This is a genomic window from Rathayibacter sp. AY1D5 (assembly GCF_002932515.1).
GTDB lineage: Bacteria > Actinomycetota > Actinomycetes > Actinomycetales > Microbacteriaceae > Rathayibacter.
In genome coordinates, this window is the sequence record NZ_PSVU01000040.1 from 14,357 (window position 1) to 34,780 (window position 20,424).

Below are 20,424 nucleotides of genomic sequence, written 5' to 3' on the forward strand. Positions count from 1 at the left end.
TCAGATCCGGGTCCCCGTCTTCGCGGCGAGGCGGAGGTAGACGCCGGCCGTGATCGCAAGCATCACCGCGTAGGCGCCGACGAACCAGCCCAGCGCCGTGGTGTAGTCGCCGAACTCGGTCTTGGAGAAGCCGAGCAGCTGGGGGATCACGAAGCCGCCGTAGGCGCCGATCGCCGAGATCAGGCCGAGCGCCGCGGCGGACGTGCGCTGGGCGCCGATGCCGTCGTCGCCGCGCTGGCGGGCGCGGAGGGCGAACACCGTGGGGATCATGCGGTAGGTCGCGCCGTTGCCGATGCCGGCCGCCGAGAAGAGCACGAGGAAGCAGGCGAGGAAGAGCCAGAAGCTGCCGAGCGGCAGTGTCGCGATCACGCCGAGGATCCCGGCGCCCATGGCGACGAAGGCGAGGACCGTGACAGGCGCTCCGCCGAAGCGGTCGGCCAGACGGCCGCCGGAGGGGCGGGACAGCGAGCCCACCAGGGAGCCGAGGAACGCGAGGCCGACCGTCGCCGAGCCGACGGCGAAGCCGGAGAACTCGGGGAAGGTGTCGGCGATGAGCTTCGGGAACACGCCGGCGAATCCGATGAAGGACCCGAAGGTGCCGATGTAGAGCACGGCCAGCAGCCAGAGGTGCGGCTCGCGGAGCGCGGCGAGGGAGGCGGCGACGTCGGACTTCGCGGTCGAGAGGTTGTCCATGCGCTTGGCGGCGCCGATCATCGCCACGACGATCAGGGGGACCCAGAGGAAGCCGGCGATCGGCAGGTTCAGCGTGGCCGCGGCGCCGACGGTGATCGCGATCGGCACGACGAGCTGCGCGACGGAGGCGCCCAGGTTGCCGCCCGCGGCGTTGAGCCCCAGAGCCCAGCCCTTCTGCGCGTGCGGGTAGAAGAAGGTGATGTTCGCCATCGAGCTGGCGAAGTTGCCGCCGCCGAAGCCGGCGAGCGCGGCCACCAGGAGCATGACGCCGAACGGGGTCTCCGGATTCGAGACCGCGATGCCGAGTCCGACGCTCGGGATCAGCAGGAGGCCCGCCGACACGATCGTCCAGTTGCGGCCGCCGAAGCGGGGGACCATGAACGTGTACGGGATCCGCAGGGTGGCGCCGACGAGGCTCGGCATCGAGATGAGCCAGAAGATCTGCCCGGTGTCGAAGGCGAACCCGGCCGCCGGCAGCGAGACGACGACGACCGACCAGAGCTGCCAGACGACGAAGCCGAGGAACTCGGCGAAGATCGACCACCTCAGATTGCGGGCGGCGACGGAGCGTCCCTCCGCCTCCCACTGGGCGGGGTCCTCGGGGTTCCAGCCGTCGATCCAGCGGCCCGGCCGTCGGATGATGCCGGTGGAAGTGGCGGCGGTCGTGGGGGCGGTGGTCGGGGGTGCAGCAGTCATCGTGGTCCTCCGGAGGGTGGGCGGCGCGCGCGAGGGCGCGCTCGGGACGGGGAGGTGGAGCGGTGGTGGTGCGGGGAGGAGGCGTCAGGCGTTGCGCCCGAACAGCTCCGAGACGATGTCGACCAGCTCGCGGGCGGGCGGATCGACGGCGGTGAGGAGGGGAGCGGAGGCGAGGTCGGCTCCCGCGGAGGCGGCCAGGCCGGCGAAGTAGCCGGGCGCGAGCAGGTAGGTGGCGACCACGACGCGCGCGCCGGGGTGGGCGGCGCGCTCGGCGGCGACCGCCTCCGCGACCCGCGGCTCGGCGGCCGAGATGAACGAGGTGCTCACCTCGCGGCCGAGCTCGGCGGCGAGAAGGCGGCCGGTGGTCCAGCAGTCCGCGACGGCACCGGCGTCGCTCGAGCCGGCGGCGGCGAGCACGACGCGGTCGCCGCCGTCGAGCCCTGCCTCGTGGAGCCGGCGGGCGAGCACGCGCGCCAGGCGGGGATCGGGTCCGAGCGCGCCCGAGACCCGCACCGGCCGCTCCGCCTCCGCCGCGGCCTCGGCCAGGTCGACGTGCACGTGGTAGCCGGCCGAGAGCAGCAGCGGCACGACCACCGCCGGCCGGCCCGGCTCGAGAGAGCCCAGGGTCGCGGGGACGTCGGGCTGCTGCACGTCGACGAAGGAGTCGAGCACGTCCAGCGCCGGGTTGGCCCGGCGGACCGCCTCGACCAGCGCGGCGACGGCACGTCTCCCGTCGTCGTCGGAGGTCCCGTGGGACGCGGCGACCAGAGCGGTCCGCTGGGCGACCTCGATCGTGCCGTCGCTCTCGCGCACCTGCCAGGTGGCGAGGTGCAGCTCCGCTCGTGTGAAGCAGGCGCCGGTCTCGAGGTCGAAGACGTCCTTGTGCAGGGGCGAGGCGATCGTGGGCCGCTGCACCCCGTCGACCAGACGCGAGCCGACGATGCCGCGCGAGAGCACGGCCGCGCCGGTCGCGGGGTCGAGGTTCGAGACGGCCCGCACCCGCCCGTCGGGCAGGAGGAACAGGGCGAGCTGCACACCGCCGACCAGGGCGGCCTCGCCCCAGAGCGGCTCGAGGTCGCCGACGGCGCAGACCGGCACCCAGGTGGTGGCGGTCGCGGGGGCGAGCCGATCGAGGAGGGTCATCGCTGCGCCTTCTTCCTGCGGGTGGGCCACCGCATCCGGTCGGACGCGATGAGGCAACGGTAGGGATCGCGCGTTTCGTGCGAGCACGCCTCCGGTGTCACGGGCGTAACGAAGCCCTCACGGCCTGCGGCGCTCGCCGAGAGGCGCGCGTCACACGCTGTTACACCGGGGCAACGGCGGGGAAACGGGCCGTCCCTACGGTGGACGTCATGACTCCTGGACCGAACCCCGCCGCCCGGCCCCGACGCGTGCTCGTCGTCGGAGCGGGACCCGCCGCGCACCGCCTGGTCGACGCGCTCGTCGCCCGGGCCGGCGACCAGGCGCTGGAGATCACCGTCCTCGGCGAGGAGGTGCACCGTCCCTACGACCGCGTCGCACTCTCGAAGCGCCTCGACGGCGAGCACGACCTGACTCTGGGCGACGGCGCTCTGTGGGAGTCGGCACGGCTGATCACCTCCTCCCGTGTCGTCGCGATCGATCCCGACCGCCTGCGCGTCGAGCTCGCGGACGGCCGCTCCCTCGAGGGCGACGAGATCGTCCTGGCGACGGGCTCCTCCGCCACGGTCCCGCCGATCGAGGGCGCCGAGCACGGCCGCGTCTACCGCACGCTCGAGGACGTGGACGGGCTCGTCGCCGAGCTCGCCGCGTTCCGCGCCCGGCGCGGACGCCCCGCGATCGTGGTCGTGGTCGGCGGCGGTCTGCTCGGCCTCGAGGCGGCGGGAGGCGCGCACCGGCTCGGTGCGCGCACCGCCCTCGTCCACTCCGGCCGCTGGCTGATGAGCGCGCAGCTCGACGAGGGCGCCGGGCAGGCCCTCGGCCGCATCATCTCGGCGCAGGGGATCGCGCTGCACCTCGGCAACCGGCCCACCGCGATCCTCACCTCGCCGACGGGGACGGTGCTCGGCGTCGCGCTGACCGACGGCAGCAGCATCAGCGCCGATCTCGTGGTCTTCTCCATCGGGATCACGGCGCGCGACGAGCTCGCCCGAGCGGTCGGGATCGAGGTCGCACCGCGCGGAGGCGTGGTCGTCGACGAGGCCTGCCGCACCAGCCGGGCGGGAGTCTGGGCCATCGGCGAGGTCGCCGCGATCGACGGCCGCACCCTCGGGCTCGTCGCACCCGCCAACGCGATGGCGGAGGTTGTCGCCGACCGGATCCTCGGCGGCGACGCTACCTTCCCGGGGGTCGACGACGCCACCAAGCTCAAGCTCTCGGGCGTGGAGGTCGCCAGCTTCGGCGACGCCCTCGGCACCACGGAGGGAGCGCTCGAGGTCGTCTACGCCGATCCGGCCCGCGGTCTCTACCAGAAGGTCGTCGTCTCGGACGATGCGCGCACGCTGCTCGGCGGGATGTTCGTCGGCGACGCGGGCCCCTACTCCTCCCTCCGCCCGCTGCTGGGGCGCGAGCTGCCGGCCGAGCCCGGCGCCTACCTCGCGGCGGCGGGGGCGGAGGCGCCCTCGGGCGACCTTCCGGACGACGCCCAGGTCTGCTCGTGCAACAACGTCTCGGTCGGCGAGGTCCGTCACGCGATCGGCGAGGGGTGCACCGAGCTGGGGCCGCTCAAGGCCTGCACCCGCGCGGGCACCCAGTGCGGATCGTGCGTGCCCCTGGTGAAGAAGCTGCTCGACACGGAGCTGATCCGTGCGGGCGTCGAGGTCTCCCGCGCCCTCTGCGAGCACGTGGCGCTCAGCCGCAGCGAGCTGTTCGAGTCGGTCCGCATCCTCGGGCTGCACTCGGCCGAGCAGGTGATGGAGCGCTTCGGCTCCGGGCTGGGCTGCGACGTCTGCAAGCCGGTGATCGCCTCCGTCCTCGCCACCCAGACGAACGCCTACATCCTCGACGGCGGCCAGGCGCCGCTGCAGGACACCAACGACCGCGCCCTGGCCAACATGCAGAAGGACGGCACCTACTCCGTCGTCCCGCGGATCCCCGGGGGCGAGATCACGCCGGCGAAGCTCAAGGTGATCGCCGAGGTCGCCGAGCAGTACGGCCTCTACACGAAGATCACCGGCGGGCAGCGGATCGACATGTTCGGCGCCCGCCTCGAGCAGCTGCCCGAGATCTGGCGCCTCCTCGTCGACGCCGGCTTCGAGTCGGGTCAGGCGTACGGCAAGTCGCTGCGCACGGTCAAGTCGTGCGTCGGATCGACCTGGTGCCGCTTCGGAGTCCAGGACGCGGTCGGGATGGCGGTCTTCCTCGAGGAGCGGTACCGGGGTCTCCGCTCGCCGCACAAGTTCAAGCTCGGGGTCAGCGGCTGCGCCCGCGAGTGCGCCGAGGCGCGGGGGAAGGACATCGGCGTCATCGCGAGCGACCTCGGCTGGAACCTCTACGTCGGCGGCAACGGCGGCTACCAGCCGGCGCACGCCCAGCTGCTCGCGCAGGACCTCGACGACGAGACCCTGGTGCGCTACATCGACCGCTACGTCATGTACTACGTGCGGACGGCCGAGCGGCTCCAGCGGACCGCACGCTGGCAGGAGGAGCTCCCCGGCGGACTCGAGCACGTGCGCGAGGTGGTCTGCGAGGACTCGCTCGGCATCGCCGCCGAGCTGGAGGCCGCCATGGCCACGCACGTCGACACCTACGTCGACGAGTGGGCGGCGACCCTCGCCGATCCCGACCGGCTCCGCCGCTTCCGCTCCTTCGTGAACGCCCCGGACACCGCGGATCCGCGCGTCGCGACCGTGCGCGAGCGCGGGCAGGTCCGGCCCGCCGGCCGGGACGAGAGACCGGACGGACCCGTGCTGGTCGCGGGGCCGAGGATCCCCGTCGGTCCGGCCGGGATCGGATCGGACTCGTGATGCAGCTCTCCCTCGACCTCGCCGGACGCCGCGTGCTCGTGATCGGCACCGCCTCCGGGACCCGCCGCGTGCTCGCCCGCTACCGAGCCGCCGGCGCACTCGTCGAGCGGCACGAGGCGGAGGACGCGCTCACCCCGGCGCCCCCGGCCCTGATCGTGTGGGTGGAGGGGCCGGCGCCGCTCCGAGCAGCGGCGGCCGAGCTCTGCCCCTGGATCGTCGACGAGGCCCCCGCGCCGACCCGGCCGGTCGGGCACGTCAGCATCGTCGGCGGCGGCCCCGGCGATCCGGATCTGATGACCCTCGCCGCCCGCCGCGCCCTCCGCGACGCGGACGTGGTGCTCTACGACCGGCTCGGTCCGCACGAGGGCCTGGCCGAGTGGGCGCCCGGCGCCGAGCTGATCGACGTCGGCAAGACGCCGGGTCATCATGCGGTGCCGCAGCACGAGATCGAGCGGCTGATGATCGAACGGGCCCTCGCGGGTCTGGACGTCGTGCGCCTGAAGGGCGGCGATCCGTTCGTGTTCGGCCGCGGGTCGGAGGAGGTGCGCGCGTGCCGGCTCGCCGGCGTCGGCTCCACGGTCGTCCCCGGAGTGACCAGCGCGATCTCGGTGCCCGCCGCCGCCGGGATCCCGGTCACCCACCGCGAGGTCAGCAGGGCCTTCACCGTGGTCTCGGGCCATGCGCCGTTCAGCGAGCAGGAGCTCGGCCATCTGGCCGGGCTGGGCGGGACGATCGTGGTGCTGATGGGCGTGAACACCCTCCCGCACCTCGTCGCCGGGCTGCAGCGCGCCGGGATGCGCGCCGACACGCCCCTCGCGATCGTCGAGCGGGGCTGGTCGCGCGACCAGCGCACGACGGTCTCGTCGGTCGGCGCAGTGCTCGGCCTGCTCGCCGAGCTGGCACCGCGCTCGCCCGCCGTGATCGTCATCGGCGAGGTGGTCCGGCAGGCCGCGTGCCATGATGCGGGGGACCCCGAGAGCATCGCCCGAGCGGTCGATGCACTGACCGCGTGAGATCCCGAGGGGGCCGAGCATGACCGGCACCGATCCCGACGCCGCCGTGGGGTTCCGACCCGACCAGCTGGACGGCTTCCGCATCGGGGTCACCTCCGACCGCCGCTCCGAGGACCTGATCGCCGCGTTCGAGCGCCGCGGTGCCGCCGTCACGCACGCCCCCACCATCCGCATGCGCGGCGTCGACACCGAGGGCGCGCTCGAGGAGGAGACCCGCGCCATCGTCGCCGCCCGTCCCGACGTGCTCCTCGCCACCACCTCCTACGGCCTGCGGCGCTGGCTCGAGGCCGCGGACGCCGCGGGGATCGAGCTGGCCGACGCGCTGTCCTCCGCGCGGATCCTCGTCCGCGGACCCAAGGCGCGCGGAGCGATCCGTGCGGCGGGTCTCGACGACCACGGGATGAGCGAGCGCGAGACGACCACCTCCCTCGTCGACCTGGCCCTGCGCGAGGGCGTCGCCGGCCGCACGATCGCGGTGCAGCTGCACGGATTCACCGACCCGGCTCAGCTGCAGCGTCTCCGCGACGCCGGCGCCCGGGTGCTCACGGCCGCGCCCTACCGCTGGAGCGTGCACGAGGACTCCGCCCGGGTGCTGCGGCTGATCGACGCGGTCTGCGGAGGGGGCATCGACGCCGTCACCTTCACCAGCGCGCCGGCGGTGGAGGCGCTCTTCACGGTCGCGGAGGCCGCGGGCCGCCTCGACGACCTCCAGGCGGCCTTCCGCGAGACGGTGGTCGCCGCCGCCGTCGGCCCGGTGACCGCAGCACCCCTGTTCGAGGTAGGGATCCTCCCGGTCGTGCCGGACCGGTTCCGGATGGGCGCGCTCATCCGCCTGACCTGCGAGCACCTCGAGCAGGCGTCGCCCCGCATCGAGACGGCCTTCGGCACTCTCGAGCTCCGAGGCCGGCACGCGGTCCTGGCCGGGACCCGGGTGGCGCTGACCCCGGTCGCGCTCGCGCTGTTCCGGACTCTCGTCGCCGCCGAGGGCGCGACCGTCGCGCGTCACGTCCTCGCGGCCTCCGCGCCGGAGGCGCTCGACGACCACGCGGTCGACGTCGCCGTCAGCCGCCTCCGTCAGGCCCTCCCCGAACCGCGGCTCGTGGCGACGGTGATCAAGCGCGGCTACCGGCTCGCGACCCCGCTCTGAGCGGCGGCGCGGTGCCACACTGAGCGCGTGGGCAGGCTGAGGGTCGTCGTCGCGCCCGACTCCTTCAAGGGGTCGGCGAGCGCGGTCGAGGTCGCGCGGGCGATCGCCGAGGGCTGGAGCGCTGCGCGCCCGGGGGACGAGATCGTCCTCGCGCCGATGGCCGACGGAGGAGAGGGCACGGTCGAGGCCTTCGCACTCGCGGTCCCGGGGTCGCTTCGGCGGCCGGTCGTCGTCCCCGGCCCGGACGACCGGCCGGTCCGCGCCTGGTGGCTGCTGCTCCCCGACGGGACAGCCATCGTCGAGCTCGCCTCCACGAGCGGCATCACGCTGCTCGACCCGCTCCGTCCGCTCACCGCGCACACGCGCGGCTTCGGCCGCGCGATCGCCGCCGCCCTCGACGCGGGGGCGCACGCCCTGCTGCTGGCGATCGGCGGCAGCGCCTCGACCGACGGCGGAGTCGGAGCGCTCCGCGAGCTCGGCGCACGCTTCTCCACCGCCTCCGGCCGCGACCTCGGCGAGGGAGGCGGTGCGCTGCCCGCGCTCGCCGCCGCCGACCTCCGCGCGCTGCGTCCTCTGCCGCCCGGAGGCGCGGTCGTGCTCAGCGACGTCGCGACCCCGCTGCTCGGCGACTCCGGGGCGGCCCGCGTCTTCGGACCGCAGAAGGGGGCCGGCCCCGAGGACGTCCTCCTCCTCGAGAGCGGCCTCCGCCGTCTCGCCACGCACCTGGACGCGGATCCCGACGCGCCGGGCTCCGGGGCGGCGGGCGGGACGGGCTTCGGGCTGCTCGCCTGGGGCGCGCGTACGACCTCCGGCGCCGGCGCCGTCGGACGGGCGATCGGGCTCCCGGCGCTCCTCACGGGCGCGGACGTCGTCATCACGGGGGAGGGGCGCTTCGACGCGCAGTCCGCCGCGGGCAAGGTCCCGGTGCACGTCCTCGCGCTCGCCGAGGCGGCCGGGGCGCGGACACTCCTCGTCGCCGGGGCGATCGCGGCGCCGACTCCCGGCTTCACCGCTGCGGTGTCGCTGACGGAGGCGGCGGGCTCCTCGTCCGCGGCCCTCGCGGACCCGTTCCCGCACCTGCGCGCCGTCGCCCGGGAGTGGGCCGCGCAGCTCCTCTGACCGTTCGCGGTGTCGGTGGTCGGGCGTACCGTCCGGGCATGCCCCGAGATGCGATCCGACCACCACATCTTGTGGTCGAGCCGCCGCGCGGACCCCACCGGTCGGGCATGCCGACACGCCGTGGCGCGTTGTACACAGTGAACGGGATCCTTCTGTCCACACCTGTGGATGGTTCGTCCGGATCCGCGTCCTTCCGCGGTTCCACGGGCTCCGGCCTGTGGATGAACGGGGGAGGAGCCGGTGGATAACTACACGGCTGTAACTACTACGTCTAGTGGGCTGACACCGGCCCGCCCCCTATATGTAGTATTGCTGAGCAGGTCGGAGCGAGAGCCCCACCGGCACCCAGAACTCACCCGGACCACCCTCCGACCCCGCCCGCATCGCGAGCCGCCGGTCGGGGAGCGGCACCGGGACACCCCCTCCGAAAGGCGACACCCATGGCTGTGACGGTCTACACCAAGCCCTCCTGCGTCCAGTGCACCGCGACGTACCGCGCCCTCGACAGCAAGGGCATCGACTACGAGGTGTTCGACCTCTCCGTGGACGAGAAGGCCCTCGAGGCCGTCAAGGCCCTCGGCTACCTCCAGGCGCCGGTCGTCATCACGGACGACGACCACTGGTCCGGCTTCCGCCCCGACAAGATCGCGACCCTCTGAGGCGCACGGACGGCGATCCGCGACGTCGTCGGCGGGCGCCGTAGCGCCGCTGCGGCTTCCTCCTCCGCCTTGCGGCTCACCGCGCAGCCGCCTCGGAGGCGGGACCGAGAACAGCAGCTGACGGGGAGAGGGGCCGAAGGATGAGCGGGCTCGTGTACTTCTCCAGCAGCTCGGGGAACACGCACCGGTTCATCGAGAAGCTCGGACGGCCGGCGCAGCGCATCCCGCTCCACGCCCGCCGCGACGGAGCCGCCCTCGACACGCTCCACGTCCACGAGCCGTACGTGCTCGTCCTCCCCACCTACGGCGGCGGCAACGGCGGAGGAGCGGTCCCCAAGCAGGTCATCCGGTTCCTCAACGATCCGTGCAACCGCTCCCTGATCCGCGGCGTCATCGGCGCCGGCAACACGAACTTCGGCGAGGCGTACTGCCTCGCCGGCGACATCATCGCCCGCAAGTGCGAGGTGCCGCACCTCTATCGATTCGAAGTATTCGGAACACCCGACGACGTCCGCGCCGTCGACGAAGGATTGGACACGTTTTGGACGCAGCAGTGATCGACGCTCCCCGCGACGCCGCACAGATGGACTACCACTCGCTCAACGCGATGCTGAACCTCTACGGCCCGAACGGAGAGATCCAGTTCGACAAGGACCGCGAGGCCGCTCGCGAGTTCTTCCTGCAGCACGTCAACCAGAACACGGTGTTCTTCCACACGCTCAAGGAGCGCCTCGACTACCTGGTCGAGAAGGAGTACTACGAGCAGGCCGTGCTCGACCAGTACTCGTTCGAGTTCATCCAGCAGCTCAACGACCTGGCGTACTCGAAGAAGTTCCGCTTCGCGACCTTCCTCGGCGCGTTCAAGTACTACACCTCGTACACGCTCAAGACGTTCGACGGGAAGCGCTACCTCGAGCGCTTCGAGGACCGCGTCGTGATGACCGCCCTCGGCCTCGCCCAGGGCGACGAGACGCTCGCGACCGCCCTCGTCGAGGAGATCGTCGCCGGCCGCTTCCAGCCCGCGACCCCGACCTTCCTCAACACCGGCAAGGCACAGCGCGGCGAGCTCGTCTCCTGCTTCCTGCTGCGCATCGAGGACAACATGGAGTCGATCGCCCGCGGCATCAACTCCGCGCTCCAGCTCTCCAAGCGCGGCGGCGGCGTCGCCCTCTCGCTCTCGAACATCCGCGAGGCCGGCGCCCCGATCAAGCAGATCGAGAACCAGTCCTCGGGCATCATCCCCGTGATGAAGCTCCTCGAGGACAGCTTCAGCTACGCCAACCAGCTCGGCGCGCGCCAGGGCGCGGGAGCGGTGTACCTCTCGGCGCACCACCCCGACATCCTCCGCTTCCTCGACACCAAGCGCGAGAACGCCGACGAGAAGATCCGCATCAAGACGCTCTCCCTCGGCGTCGTCGTGCCCGACATCACGTTCGAGCTCGCGAAGAACAACGAGGACATGTACCTCTTCTCGCCCTACGACGTCGAGCGCGTCTACGGCATCCCCTTCGGCGACATCTCCCTCTCGGAGAAGTACCGCGAGATGGTCGACGACCCGCGCATCAAGAAGACCAAGATCTCGGCGCGCGAGTTCTTCCAGACCATCGCCGAGATCCAGTTCGAGTCGGGCTACCCCTACATCGTGTTCGAGGACACGGTGAACCAGGCGAACCCGATCAAGGGCCGCATCAACATGTCCAACCTCTGCTCCGAGATCCTCCAGGTCAACACTCCGACGACCTACAACGAGGACCTCTCCTACGCGCAGATCGGCAAGGACATCTCCTGCAACCTCGGCTCGCTGAACATCGCGCTGACGATGGACTCGCCCGACTTCGGCCGCACCATCGAGACCGCGATCCGCGGCCTCACCTCGGTGTCCGACCAGTCGCACATCACCTCGGTCCGCTCGATCGAGGACGGCAACGACAAGTCGCACGCCATCGGCCTCGGCCAGATGAACCTGCACGGCTACCTCGCCCGCGAGCGGATCCACTACGGATCCGAGGAGGGCATCGACTTCACCAACATCTACTTCTACTCGGTGCTGTTCCACGCCCTGCGCGCCTCCAACAACCTCTCCATCGAGCGCGGCACCACCTTCGAGGGCTTCGCCGACTCGAAGTACGCCTCGGGCGAGTTCTTCGACACCTACACGGAGAAGGAGTGGGCGCCGGCCACCGAGCGCGTCTCCCGCCTCTTCGCCGACTCGGGCATCGCGGTCCCCACCCGGGACGACTGGCGTGCGCTCAAGGCCTCGGTCATGGAGCACGGCATCTACAACCAGAACCTGCAGGCCGTCCCGCCGACCGGCTCGATCTCGTACATCAACAACTCGACGTCCTCGATCCACCCGATCGCGTCGAAGATCGAGATCCGCAAGGAGGGCAAGCTCGGCCGCGTCTACTACCCGGCGCCGTTCATGACGAACGACAACCTGGAGTACTACCAGGACGCGTACGAGATCGGCTACGAGAAGATCATCGACACCTACGCCGCCGCCACGCAGCACGTCGACCAGGGCCTCTCGCTCACGCTCTTCTTCAAGGACACGGCGACCACCCGCGACGTCAACCGCGCCCAGATCTACGCCTGGCGCAAGGGCATCAAGACGATCTACTACATCCGCATCCGTCAGCTGGCGCTCGAGGGCACCGAGCTCGACCAGTGCGTCTCGTGCATGCTCTAGAGCACGCAGCCCCACCCCCCCTCCGCACGACCCATCCGCAGCAGCGAGAAGGAATCATGACTCCCCCCGAGAAGCTCAAGCTCGTCGACTCCGTCCAGGCGATCAACTGGAACCGGATCCAGGACGACAAGGACGTCGAGGTGTGGAACCGCCTCACGAGCAACTTCTGGCTGCCCGAGAAGGTCCCGCTGTCGAACGACATCCAGTCGTGGAACACGCTCACGCACCAGGAGCAGCAGCTCACCATGCGCGTGTTCACCGGGCTCACCCTGCTCGACACCGTGCAGGGCACCGTCGGCGCCGTCTCGCTCATCCCGGACGCGATCACGCCTCACGAGGAGGCCGTCTACACGAACATCGCGTTCATGGAGTCGGTCCACGCCAAGTCGTACTCCTCGGTGTTCTCGACCCTGTCGAACACCCAGGACATCGACGAGGCCTTCCGCTGGTCGATGGAGAACCCGAACCTGCAGAAGAAGGCGTCCATCGTGATGGACTACTACCGCGGCGACGACCCGCTGAAGCGGAAGGTCGCCTCCACGCTGCTGGAGTCGTTCCTCTTCTACTCGGGCTTCTACCTGCCGATGTACTGGTCCTCGCGCGCCAAGCTCACCAACACGGCCGACCTCGTGCGCCTGATCATCCGCGACGAGGCCGTGCACGGCTACTACATCGGCTACAAGTTCCAGAAGGGACTCGAGCGGGTCGACCAGGCCAAGCGCGACGAGATCAAGGACTACACGTTCTCGCTGCTCTACGAGCTCTACGACAACGAGGCGCAGTACACGCAGGACCTCTACGACCAGCTCGGCCTGACCGAGGACGTCAAGAAGTTCCTGCACTACAACGCGAACAAGGCGCTGATGAACCTCGGCTACGAGCCGATGTTCCCCAAGCAGGTCACCGATGTGAACCCCGCGATCCTGTCGGCCCTCTCGCCCAACGCGGACGAGAACCACGACTTCTTCTCGGGCTCCGGCTCCTCCTACGTGATCGGCAAGGCCGTGAACACCGAGGACGAGGACTGGGACTTCTAGGCGTCGACACCACGTCCCGGCCTCCACGGCGAACGGCCCCTCCCCTCGCGGGTGAGGGGCCGTTCCTCGTCTCCGGGCGGCGGGCGGGCGCCGGGTCACCGCACCCGGCGAGGCGCCGCCCTGTCGCCGAGGCGCCGTCCTGTCGGCGGCGCCTCGCGCGGCACGTCGGTGTCTCGCGGAGCGGGGCCGGAGCGGCCGTCGTGCGCGCCTCAGAGGGCCAGGCGCATCAGCACCCGGGGGAAGCCGTCGAGCACGGAGCGCACCGCCGCCCAGCCGACCACTCCGCCGATTCACCACTCCACCGGATGGATCGCACCAGCACCCCCTGTTGGACGGCGCCCAGGCGGGGCGCCTACCGTGGACGGGGTATCCAACGAAGGAGCACTCCCTGTGAAGCACGTCCCCCTCGGCACCTCCGGTGTCGACTCCCCGAACGTCGTCCTCGGCCTCATGCGCATCCCCGAGATGAGCGACGAGGCGATCCGCGGCCTCGTCGGCGCCGCCCGCGACTCCGGCATCGACTTCTTCGACCACGCCGACGTGTACGGCGGCGAGCTGCACCGCTGCGAGGAGCGCTTCGCCGAGGCGATGGCGCTCACCCCGTCGGAGCGTGAGCACGTCGTCCTGCAGACCAAGGCGGGCATCCTCCCGGACGGCCCCTACTTCGACTTCTCGTACGAGCACCTCATCGCCTCGGTCGAGGGCTCGCTGAAGGCGCTGCGCACCGACTACGTCGACGTGCTGCTCCTGCACCGGCCCGACGCGCTCGTCGAGCCCGATGAGGTGGCCCGCGCGTTCGACGAGCTGCACGCGTCCGGCAAGGTGAAGCACTTCGGCGTCTCGAACCAGACGCCGTACCAGATCGAGCTGCTGAAGAAGTCGCTGAACCAGCCGATCGTGGCGAACCAGCTGCAGCTCTCGATCACTCATGCGCCGCTGATCGCGCAGGGTGTCGCCTCCAACATGGTCGGCGAGGACCAGTCCGTCATGCGCGACGCCGGCATCCTCGACTACTGCCGCCTGAACGACATCACCGTCCAGGCCTGGTCGCCCTTCCAGGCGGGGTTCTTCACCGGCGTCTTCCTCGACAACCCGGCCTACCCCGAGCTGAACGCCGTCATCGACCGGCTCGCAGCGACCTACGAGGTCCCGGCGATCGCCGTGGCCACCGCCTGGATCACCCGCCACCCGGCGGGCATGCAGGTCGTGCTCGGCACGACCAACGAGCAGCGCGTGCGCGATGCGGCCCTCGGCTCCGATCTGCCGCTCACGCGGCCGGAGTGGTACGAGCTGTTCCGCGCGGCGGGCTACCTCGTTCCTTAGAGCTCCCACCCCGGAGGAAATGCGCGTCGGCGCAGAGAGGCACGGACTCCCCGGAGTCCGTGCCTCTTCCCGTCCCCGCGAGACGCCGGTCGGAACGCCCGCCGCGGTGTGCCGTGGACCGAAGCGGCATCTCGCGGGGGAGGGGCGGGAATAGGAACGGCACCCCTGCGTTGAACTTGAGCGTAACCGACTCAACTTCCTCAGGAGGACAGGTGCCCGACAACTACAGCGAGGCCGGAGCGAGCTCGTTCGACGACTTCCTCGCCCGCTACCTCGACGGTGAGCGCGCCCGCGCGGCGCGGTCGATCGACCTCAGCCGATTCCTCACCGCCCGTACCCGCGACATCCTGCAGTCCGCAGGACGCTTCGCCCTCGAGCGCGGCCAGACCGAGCTCGACGCCCTGCACGTGCTCCGCGTGCTCATCGACGACGAGACCGTCTCGCAGGCCGTGCGCCGCATCGGCGTCGACCCCGCCGCCATCGCCACCGCCGCGGAGGCGCGCCTCCCGCAGGCCGACGAGGCCCACGCCTCGCAGAACGCGGCCACCATCACCCCCAGCGCGCAGCGCGCGCTGTTCCACGCCTACCAGGTCGCCCGCTCCAGCGGCTCGACCTACATCGAGCCCGAGCACCTCTTCTTCGCGCTCGTGCTCGGCCAGGACGCCCCCGCCGGGCAGGTCCTCGCCCGCGCCGGCGTCACCGCCGAGGCCCTCACCCAGGGCATGCGCGAGACCGAGGCCCCGCAGCAGCAGGAGGCAGGACAGCCCGCCTCCGACACTCCGATGCTCGACAAGTTCGGCACCGACCTCACCGCTCTCGCCCGCGAGGGCCGGCTCGACCCGGTCATCGGGCGCGCCGACGAGATCGAGCAGACCGTCGAGATCCTCAGCCGCCGCACCAAGAACAACCCGGTGCTCGTCGGCGAGGCCGGCGTCGGCAAGACCGCCATCGTCGAGGGCCTGGCCCGCGCGATCGTGGCGGAGGAGGTCCCCGAGCAGCTGCGCGGCAAGCGCGTGATCTCGCTCGACCTCCCCGGCATGCTGGCCGGCACCCGCTACCGCGGCGACTTCGAGGAGCGCCTCACCGGCACCATGGACGAGATCGCGGCGCACTCCGGCGAGCTGATCGTCTTCATCGACGAGGTCCACACCGTCGTCGGTGCGGGCGGCGGCGGCGAGGGCGGAATGGACGCAGGCAACATCCTCAAGCCGCGTCTGGCCCGAGGCGAGCTGCACCTCGTCGGCGCCACCACGCTCAAGGAGTACCGCACCATCGAGAAGGACCCGGCACTGGAGCGGCGCTTCCAGCCGGTCCGCGTCGGCGAGCCCGGCATCGAGGACGCGGTCGCCATCCTGCACGGCCTGCGCCCCGCCTACGAGGAGCACCACCGCGTGCGCTTCACGGACGAGGCCCTGCGCGCCTCCGTCGAGCTCTCGGCCCGGTACCTCACCGACCGCGTGCTGCCCGACAAGGCGATCGACCTGATCGACCAGGCCGGCGCGCGCCTCCGCCTCCGCCTCGGAGCCGGCGTCGACACCGGAGCTCTGCTCGAGCGTCTGGCGACCCTGGAGGCCGACAAGAACGCGGCCGTCTCGGCCGAGCACTACGAGGAGGCGTCCCGCGTCCGCGACGAGATCAGCGCCGTGCAGGCGGAGCTCGACGCGGCCACCGGCAGCGCCCCCGCGGAGGCGGTCGTCGGCGAGACCGAGATCGCGGCCGTCATTGCCCGCGCCACCGGCATCCCGGTGTCGCGGCTCACAGAGGGGGAGCGCGAGCGCCTCGCGCACCTCGAGACCGAGCTGCACCAGCGGGTCATCGGCCAGGACGACGCGGTCACCGCGGTCGCCCGGGCCGTCCGCCGCAGCCGCACAGGCCTCGGCGACTCCTCGCGCCCGGTCGGCTCGTTCCTCTTCCTCGGCCCGACCGGTGTCGGCAAGACGGAGCTGGCGCGCACCCTCGCGGGCTCCCTCTTCGCCGATGAGCAGTCGGTCATCCGCTTCGACATGAGCGAGTTCGGCGAGCGTCACACGGTCTCGCGGCTGGTCGGCGCCCCTCCCGGGTACGTCGGCTACGACGAGGCCGGTCAGCTGACCGAGCGCGTGCGCCGGAACCCGTACTCGGTGGTCCTCTTCGACGAGATCGAGAAGGCGCACCCCGACGTGTTCAACCTGCTGCTGCAGGTGCTCGACGACGGGCGTCTGACCGACGGCCAGGGGCGGACGGTCGACTTCCGCAACACGGTGATCATCATGACCTCGAACCTCGGCTCGGAGTTCCTGGCCTCGCGGTCGGGTGCGCTCGGCTTCGTCGCTCAGAGCGACGCGTCGGCCGAGGGCTTCGCCTCGGAGAAGGACCTGCGCGATCGCGTCATGGGCCGTCTCCGCGAGGCGATGCGCCCCGAGTTCCTCAACCGGATCGACGAGATCGTCCTGTTCCGCCGCCTCGGCCGCGAGCAGCTGCGGGAGATCGTCGGCATCGTCCTCGACACCACGCGCTCCCGCCTCGCTCCCCGCGAGGTGACGCTCGAGGTGACGGAGGCGGCCGTCGACTGGCTCGCCGAGAACGGCTACGAGCCGCAGTACGGCGCCCGGCCCCTGCGCCGGCTCGTCCAGCGCTCCATCGACGACCGGATCGCCGACCTGTTCGTCAGCGGCGAGGTCTCCGACGGAGGCGCGGTCCGCGTCGACGCCGTCGCCGGCGAGCTGCTGGTGACCTCGGCCGCCGCCCTCCCGCTGGCCGCGTAGCCGGTCCCGCTCCGACCCCCGTCCCTCCTCCTTCCGCGAGACACCGCTCGTGACGACGGCACCGCCCGTCGTCGCGAGCGGCGCCCGCGGAGGGGGAGGGGCGGGGGTCTTCGCGTCCCCACGGCTTGCCACAGCGGTCCGGGCGGGATAGACACGAGAGCACGAGAACCGGAGGCACGATGTCGAACCCGCGCTACTACGACCCCGTGGGCAAGGCGGTCCGGGCGCTGCTCGTGCTGAGCCTCGTCTGCTTCGCCCTGGCGGTGGGCATGTTCGCCCTCGACATCGTCATGCCCGGCACCATGACGGACGAGCGACGGCCCTGGGCCGAGGCCAGCGGGGCGCTCGCCTCGTTCGGCGTGCTGGCCCTCATCGTCTACTTCGCGACCGTCGCGATCGTCGGCGCGATCCGGGGGCGCGGGCAGTAGCCCCGGCTCCGACGCCGTCGTCCGACAGGAACGCGTCCGGCCCGCGGGATCCGAGGATCCTCGCGGGCCGGACGCGTTCTCGCGAGCCGTCAGGCGCCGGTCAGGGGCACTTCTTCGCGGTGATCGTCACCTTCAGCGTGGCGTCCGGAGCGACGGGGGAGCCGCCGGCCGGCTCCTGCCCGGTGACCTGGCCGGCGTCGGGCGCCTTCGGGTCCTCGGCGCAGGCGAGCGTGATCTTCGTGAAGCCGGCGGCGCCGAAGGCGTTCTTCGCGGCCTCCAGGTCCTGGCCCGTCACGTTCGGCACGGTCTTCTGGTTGCCGGAGCTGGTGAACACGGTGATCGCGGTGCCGCGCGGGGCCGAGCCCGACGGGGCGGCGCGGGTGACCGTCCCGACCGCGGCGTCGCTCGCCTCCGTGCCGCCCTGCACGACGCCGAAGCCGGCCGCCTCGAGCTTGGCCTCGGCGTCGGCGGAGGAGAGCCCGACGACATCCGGGATGTCCACCTTCGGGACGACCTGCAGCGAGCCGTCGGCCTCCGGGAAGTCCGTCCCGCCGTACGTCGCGTCGGCGGCGCGCATGACGACCGGCCAGATGCGGTGGCGCGCGGTGGCGGCGGATCCGGAGTCGAAGGAGTAGCGGCCGAGGCGCAGGTTCGCGTCGCCCTTCACGTTGAACACGCCGACGGCGGTCGCGACGCGGGTGCTCGCTCCGGTCATCCAGGTGGCCTTCGCGTCGTCGGTGGTGCCGGTCTTGCCGATCAGCGGAACGCCGTCGCCGGTGCGGGAGGCCACGGCCGTCCCGCCGCCGGTGAAGGTCGCCTGCAGCGCGACGGCCGCGGTGGCGGCGACGTTGCGGTCGATCGACTGGCGGCAGTTCGCCGGGGGCACCGGCTGGTCGGCTCCGGCGGAGTCGGTGATGCGGTCGATCGCGACGGGGTCGCAGGTCGTGCCGCCGGAGGCGATGGTGGCGAAGGCGCCGGCCATCGAGAGGGGCGAGACGTAGTTCGTGCCGAGCACCGACGACGGGTTGTGCTCGAGCTCCTCGCCGCTGCCCTGCTTCACGCCCATGTCGACCGCGGTGTCGCGGATGCCGCACAGGTCGAGCTCACGGGCCATGCCGACGAAGCCGGTGTTGAGGGAGGTCTTCGTGAAGGACACCGGGGTGCCGACCTCGCCGGTGCCGCCCTCGTCGTTCTTCGCGCTCGTCTCGTTGCTCGTGTCGGTGCCGCCGGAGACGCAGGAGTCCGTGAAGGTGCCCCAGGTGGACTTGCGCGTCCCGTCGACCGACTCGTTGATGCTGTGGCCCTCCTTCAGCCACTCCACCAGGGTGAAGAGCTTGTAGGTCGAGCCCGGCTGGATCCCGGAGGATCCGCCGTTGGCCCGATCGGTGCTGTAGTTCACGGCGCTGTAGGACGGGTCGGTCGTGAGGACGTCCGGATCCTGCGAGTACTTCTTGTTCTGCGTCATCGCGAGCACGCGCCCGGATCCGACCTCGACGCTGACGGAGACGGCTCCGACGTCGAAGTTCCAGGTCTGCGGGACCTGCGCGTCGACGGCGGCGACGGCCGCGTCCTGCAGGCCGACGTCGAGCGTCGTGTAGACGTCGAGGCCGCCGCGGCGGAAGTTGGTCCAGCGGGTGTCCTCGTCGGCGCCGAAGATCTCGTTGTTCTTCAGGACGTTGGTGACGTAGTCGCAGAAGAAGCCCGCGTTGCCCGCGGTCGAGCAGCCGGTGCTGGGCTGGGTGATGCGGGGCTCGATCGGAGTGGCGACGGCGGCGTCGTGGTCCTCCTGCGAGATCTTCCCCTCCTCGAGCATCTTGCCGATGATGTAGTCGCGGCGGTCCTTGTTGCGGGCGTAGCCGTTCGCGGCGCCGTTGTCCGGGTTGTCGGGCTGGTCGATCCGCAGGACGGCCGGGTTGTTGACGATCGCGATGAGGCTCGCGGCCTGGGCGATCGAGAGGTCAGCGGCCGAGGTCGCGTAGTAGTAGTTCGCGGCGGTCTCGAGGCCGTAGGTGGTGCCTCCGAAGAACGCGATGTTGAGGTAGCCCTGGAGGATCTGGTCCTTCGTGTACTGCTTCTCGAGGCCGATGGCGAGCTTCATCTCGCGGAGCTTGCGCTCGGGGGAGGTCCGGGTGGCCTCGTCGATCGCGGCCGCGCGCTCGGCGTCGTCCGAGATGTTGCGGACGGCCTTCTCGACGAGGACGTTCTTCACGTACTGCTGGGTGATCGAGGATCCGCCCTGCACGTCGTTGCCGAGCACATAGGTCTGCGCGACGGCGCGGAGGGTGCCGGGGAGGTCGACTCCGCCGTGGTCGTAGAAGCGGGGGTCCTCACCCGAGACGGCGGCGTCCTTGGCGGCCTGGGCGATGCGGTCGAGCGGCACCTCGACGCGGTTCTCGACGTAGAAGGAGGCGAGCAGCTGCGGGCCGTCGGAGCCGGTCGCGTAGATGTTGCTCTTCTCGGAGAGCTTGTCGACCTCGAGGTAGTCGGGCAGGCCGTCGAAGACGCCGATCGACTGGTTCGCGGCGACTCCGGCGAGCGCCACGGCCGGGGTGACGGTGGCGGTCACGAGGACTCCGGCCACGACGCTCATGCCCAGGAAGCCCACGATCGCCTTGACCACACCACCGGTGGTCCTTCTGTCGGACGCCAAACCTTCTCCTTCGCGAATCCCCCCGGATGCTGCGACGACCGCGGCCGACGCCCTGCACGCTCCGTGCGGCAGGTCAACCTCGACAGACTAACCCGAGAGCCCCCGAAGACGAAGGCCCGGCCAGAGGCCTGAAAAGACCCTGACCGCCCCCGGGGGACGGCGTTCCCTAGGCTGTCGGCATGGCGAGCCCCTCCTCCGACCCTCGACCGGCCGACGCGACGACCCCGGAGGCCGCTCCGGTCGCTCCTCCGCAGGCCGTCCCCGCACCGCCCACGGGCGCCC

Annotated in this window: 14 protein-coding genes; 11 read left to right on the top strand and 3 right to left on the bottom strand. The window is 71.5% G+C overall.

Annotated elements, in window-relative coordinates:
* Together C5C82_RS12395 and nirD are read right to left on the bottom strand one after the other, a co-directional pair.
* Positions 1-1,389 carry an MFS transporter gene (locus tag C5C82_RS12395; RefSeq protein ID WP_104326350.1) on the bottom strand — a complete coding sequence of 463 codons (1,389 nt, stop codon included), beginning with the start codon at positions 1,387-1,389 and terminating at the stop codon, positions 1-3.
* An 84-nt stretch (positions 1,390-1,473) separates the two neighbouring features.
* Complete coding sequence (gene nirD / locus C5C82_RS12400; protein ID WP_104355167.1) at positions 1,474-2,532, bottom strand: nitrite reductase small subunit NirD; 1,059 nt, start codon at positions 2,530-2,532, stop codon at positions 1,474-1,476.
* A gap of 209 nt (positions 2,533-2,741) precedes the next feature.
* On the opposite strand from nirD, the gene nirB reads away from it, so the two are divergent.
* From nirB to C5C82_RS12455, 11 genes are all read left to right on the top strand, one after another.
* Positions 2,742-5,333 (top strand): nitrite reductase large subunit NirB, encoded by a 2,592-nt coding sequence (gene nirB, locus C5C82_RS12405; RefSeq protein ID WP_104355168.1) that lies wholly within the window; start codon positions 2,742-2,744, stop codon positions 5,331-5,333.
* Positions 5,333-6,346, top strand: a complete 1,014-nt coding sequence (gene cobA / locus C5C82_RS12410) for a uroporphyrinogen-III C-methyltransferase (RefSeq protein ID WP_104224371.1) — start codon at positions 5,333-5,335, stop codon at positions 6,344-6,346. The genes nirB and cobA overlap by 1 nt, the downstream gene beginning before the upstream one ends.
* A 19-nt stretch (positions 6,347-6,365) precedes the next feature.
* The gene (locus tag C5C82_RS12415; RefSeq protein WP_104355169.1) at positions 6,366-7,493 is read left to right on the top strand and encodes a uroporphyrinogen-III synthase; all 1,128 of its coding nucleotides are present in this window, start codon (positions 6,366-6,368) and stop codon (positions 7,491-7,493) included.
* A 36-nt stretch (positions 7,494-7,529) separates the two neighbouring features.
* Entirely contained in the window at positions 7,530-8,612 is a 1,083-nt protein-coding gene (locus tag C5C82_RS12420) for a glycerate kinase (protein ID WP_219814847.1), read from the top strand.
* Positions 8,613-9,052: 440 nt separating this feature from the next.
* Positions 9,053-9,271, top strand: coding sequence for a glutaredoxin-like protein NrdH (nrdH, locus tag C5C82_RS12425; protein WP_068255139.1), 219 nt, complete (start codon positions 9,053-9,055; stop codon positions 9,269-9,271).
* Between the two features lie 140 nt (positions 9,272-9,411).
* The gene (gene nrdI / locus C5C82_RS12430; protein ID WP_104224357.1) at positions 9,412-9,828 is read left to right on the top strand and encodes a class Ib ribonucleoside-diphosphate reductase assembly flavoprotein NrdI; all 417 of its coding nucleotides are present in this window, start codon (positions 9,412-9,414) and stop codon (positions 9,826-9,828) included.
* A 26-nt stretch (positions 9,829-9,854) separates the two neighbouring features.
* Positions 9,855-11,960, top strand: a complete 2,106-nt coding sequence (gene nrdE, locus C5C82_RS12435; protein WP_104250945.1) for a class 1b ribonucleoside-diphosphate reductase subunit alpha — start codon at positions 9,855-9,857, stop codon at positions 11,958-11,960.
* Positions 11,961-12,016: 56 nt separating this feature from the next.
* Positions 12,017-12,997 (top strand): class 1b ribonucleoside-diphosphate reductase subunit beta, encoded by a 981-nt coding sequence (gene nrdF, locus C5C82_RS12440; protein WP_104224358.1) that lies wholly within the window; start codon positions 12,017-12,019, stop codon positions 12,995-12,997.
* Positions 12,998-13,387: 390 nt separating this feature from the next.
* Positions 13,388-14,320 carry an aldo/keto reductase family oxidoreductase gene (locus tag C5C82_RS12445; RefSeq protein ID WP_258066103.1) on the top strand — a complete coding sequence of 311 codons (933 nt, stop codon included), beginning with the start codon at positions 13,388-13,390 and terminating at the stop codon, positions 14,318-14,320.
* A 212-nt stretch (positions 14,321-14,532) separates the two neighbouring features.
* Positions 14,533-17,064, top strand: a complete 2,532-nt coding sequence (locus C5C82_RS12450; protein WP_104247715.1) for an ATP-dependent Clp protease ATP-binding subunit — start codon at positions 14,533-14,535, stop codon at positions 17,062-17,064.
* A gap of 179 nt (positions 17,065-17,243) precedes the next feature.
* Positions 17,244-17,492 carry a hypothetical protein gene (locus C5C82_RS12455; protein ID WP_104224361.1) on the top strand — a complete coding sequence of 83 codons (249 nt, stop codon included), beginning with the start codon at positions 17,244-17,246 and terminating at the stop codon, positions 17,490-17,492.
* A gap of 100 nt (positions 17,493-17,592) precedes the next feature.
* On the opposite strand, the gene C5C82_RS12460 is transcribed toward C5C82_RS12455, so the two are convergent.
* The gene (locus C5C82_RS12460; RefSeq protein WP_258060041.1) at positions 17,593-20,142 is read right to left on the bottom strand and encodes a transglycosylase domain-containing protein; all 2,550 of its coding nucleotides are present in this window, start codon (positions 20,140-20,142) and stop codon (positions 17,593-17,595) included.
* Between the last annotated feature and the right edge of the window lie 282 nt (positions 20,143-20,424).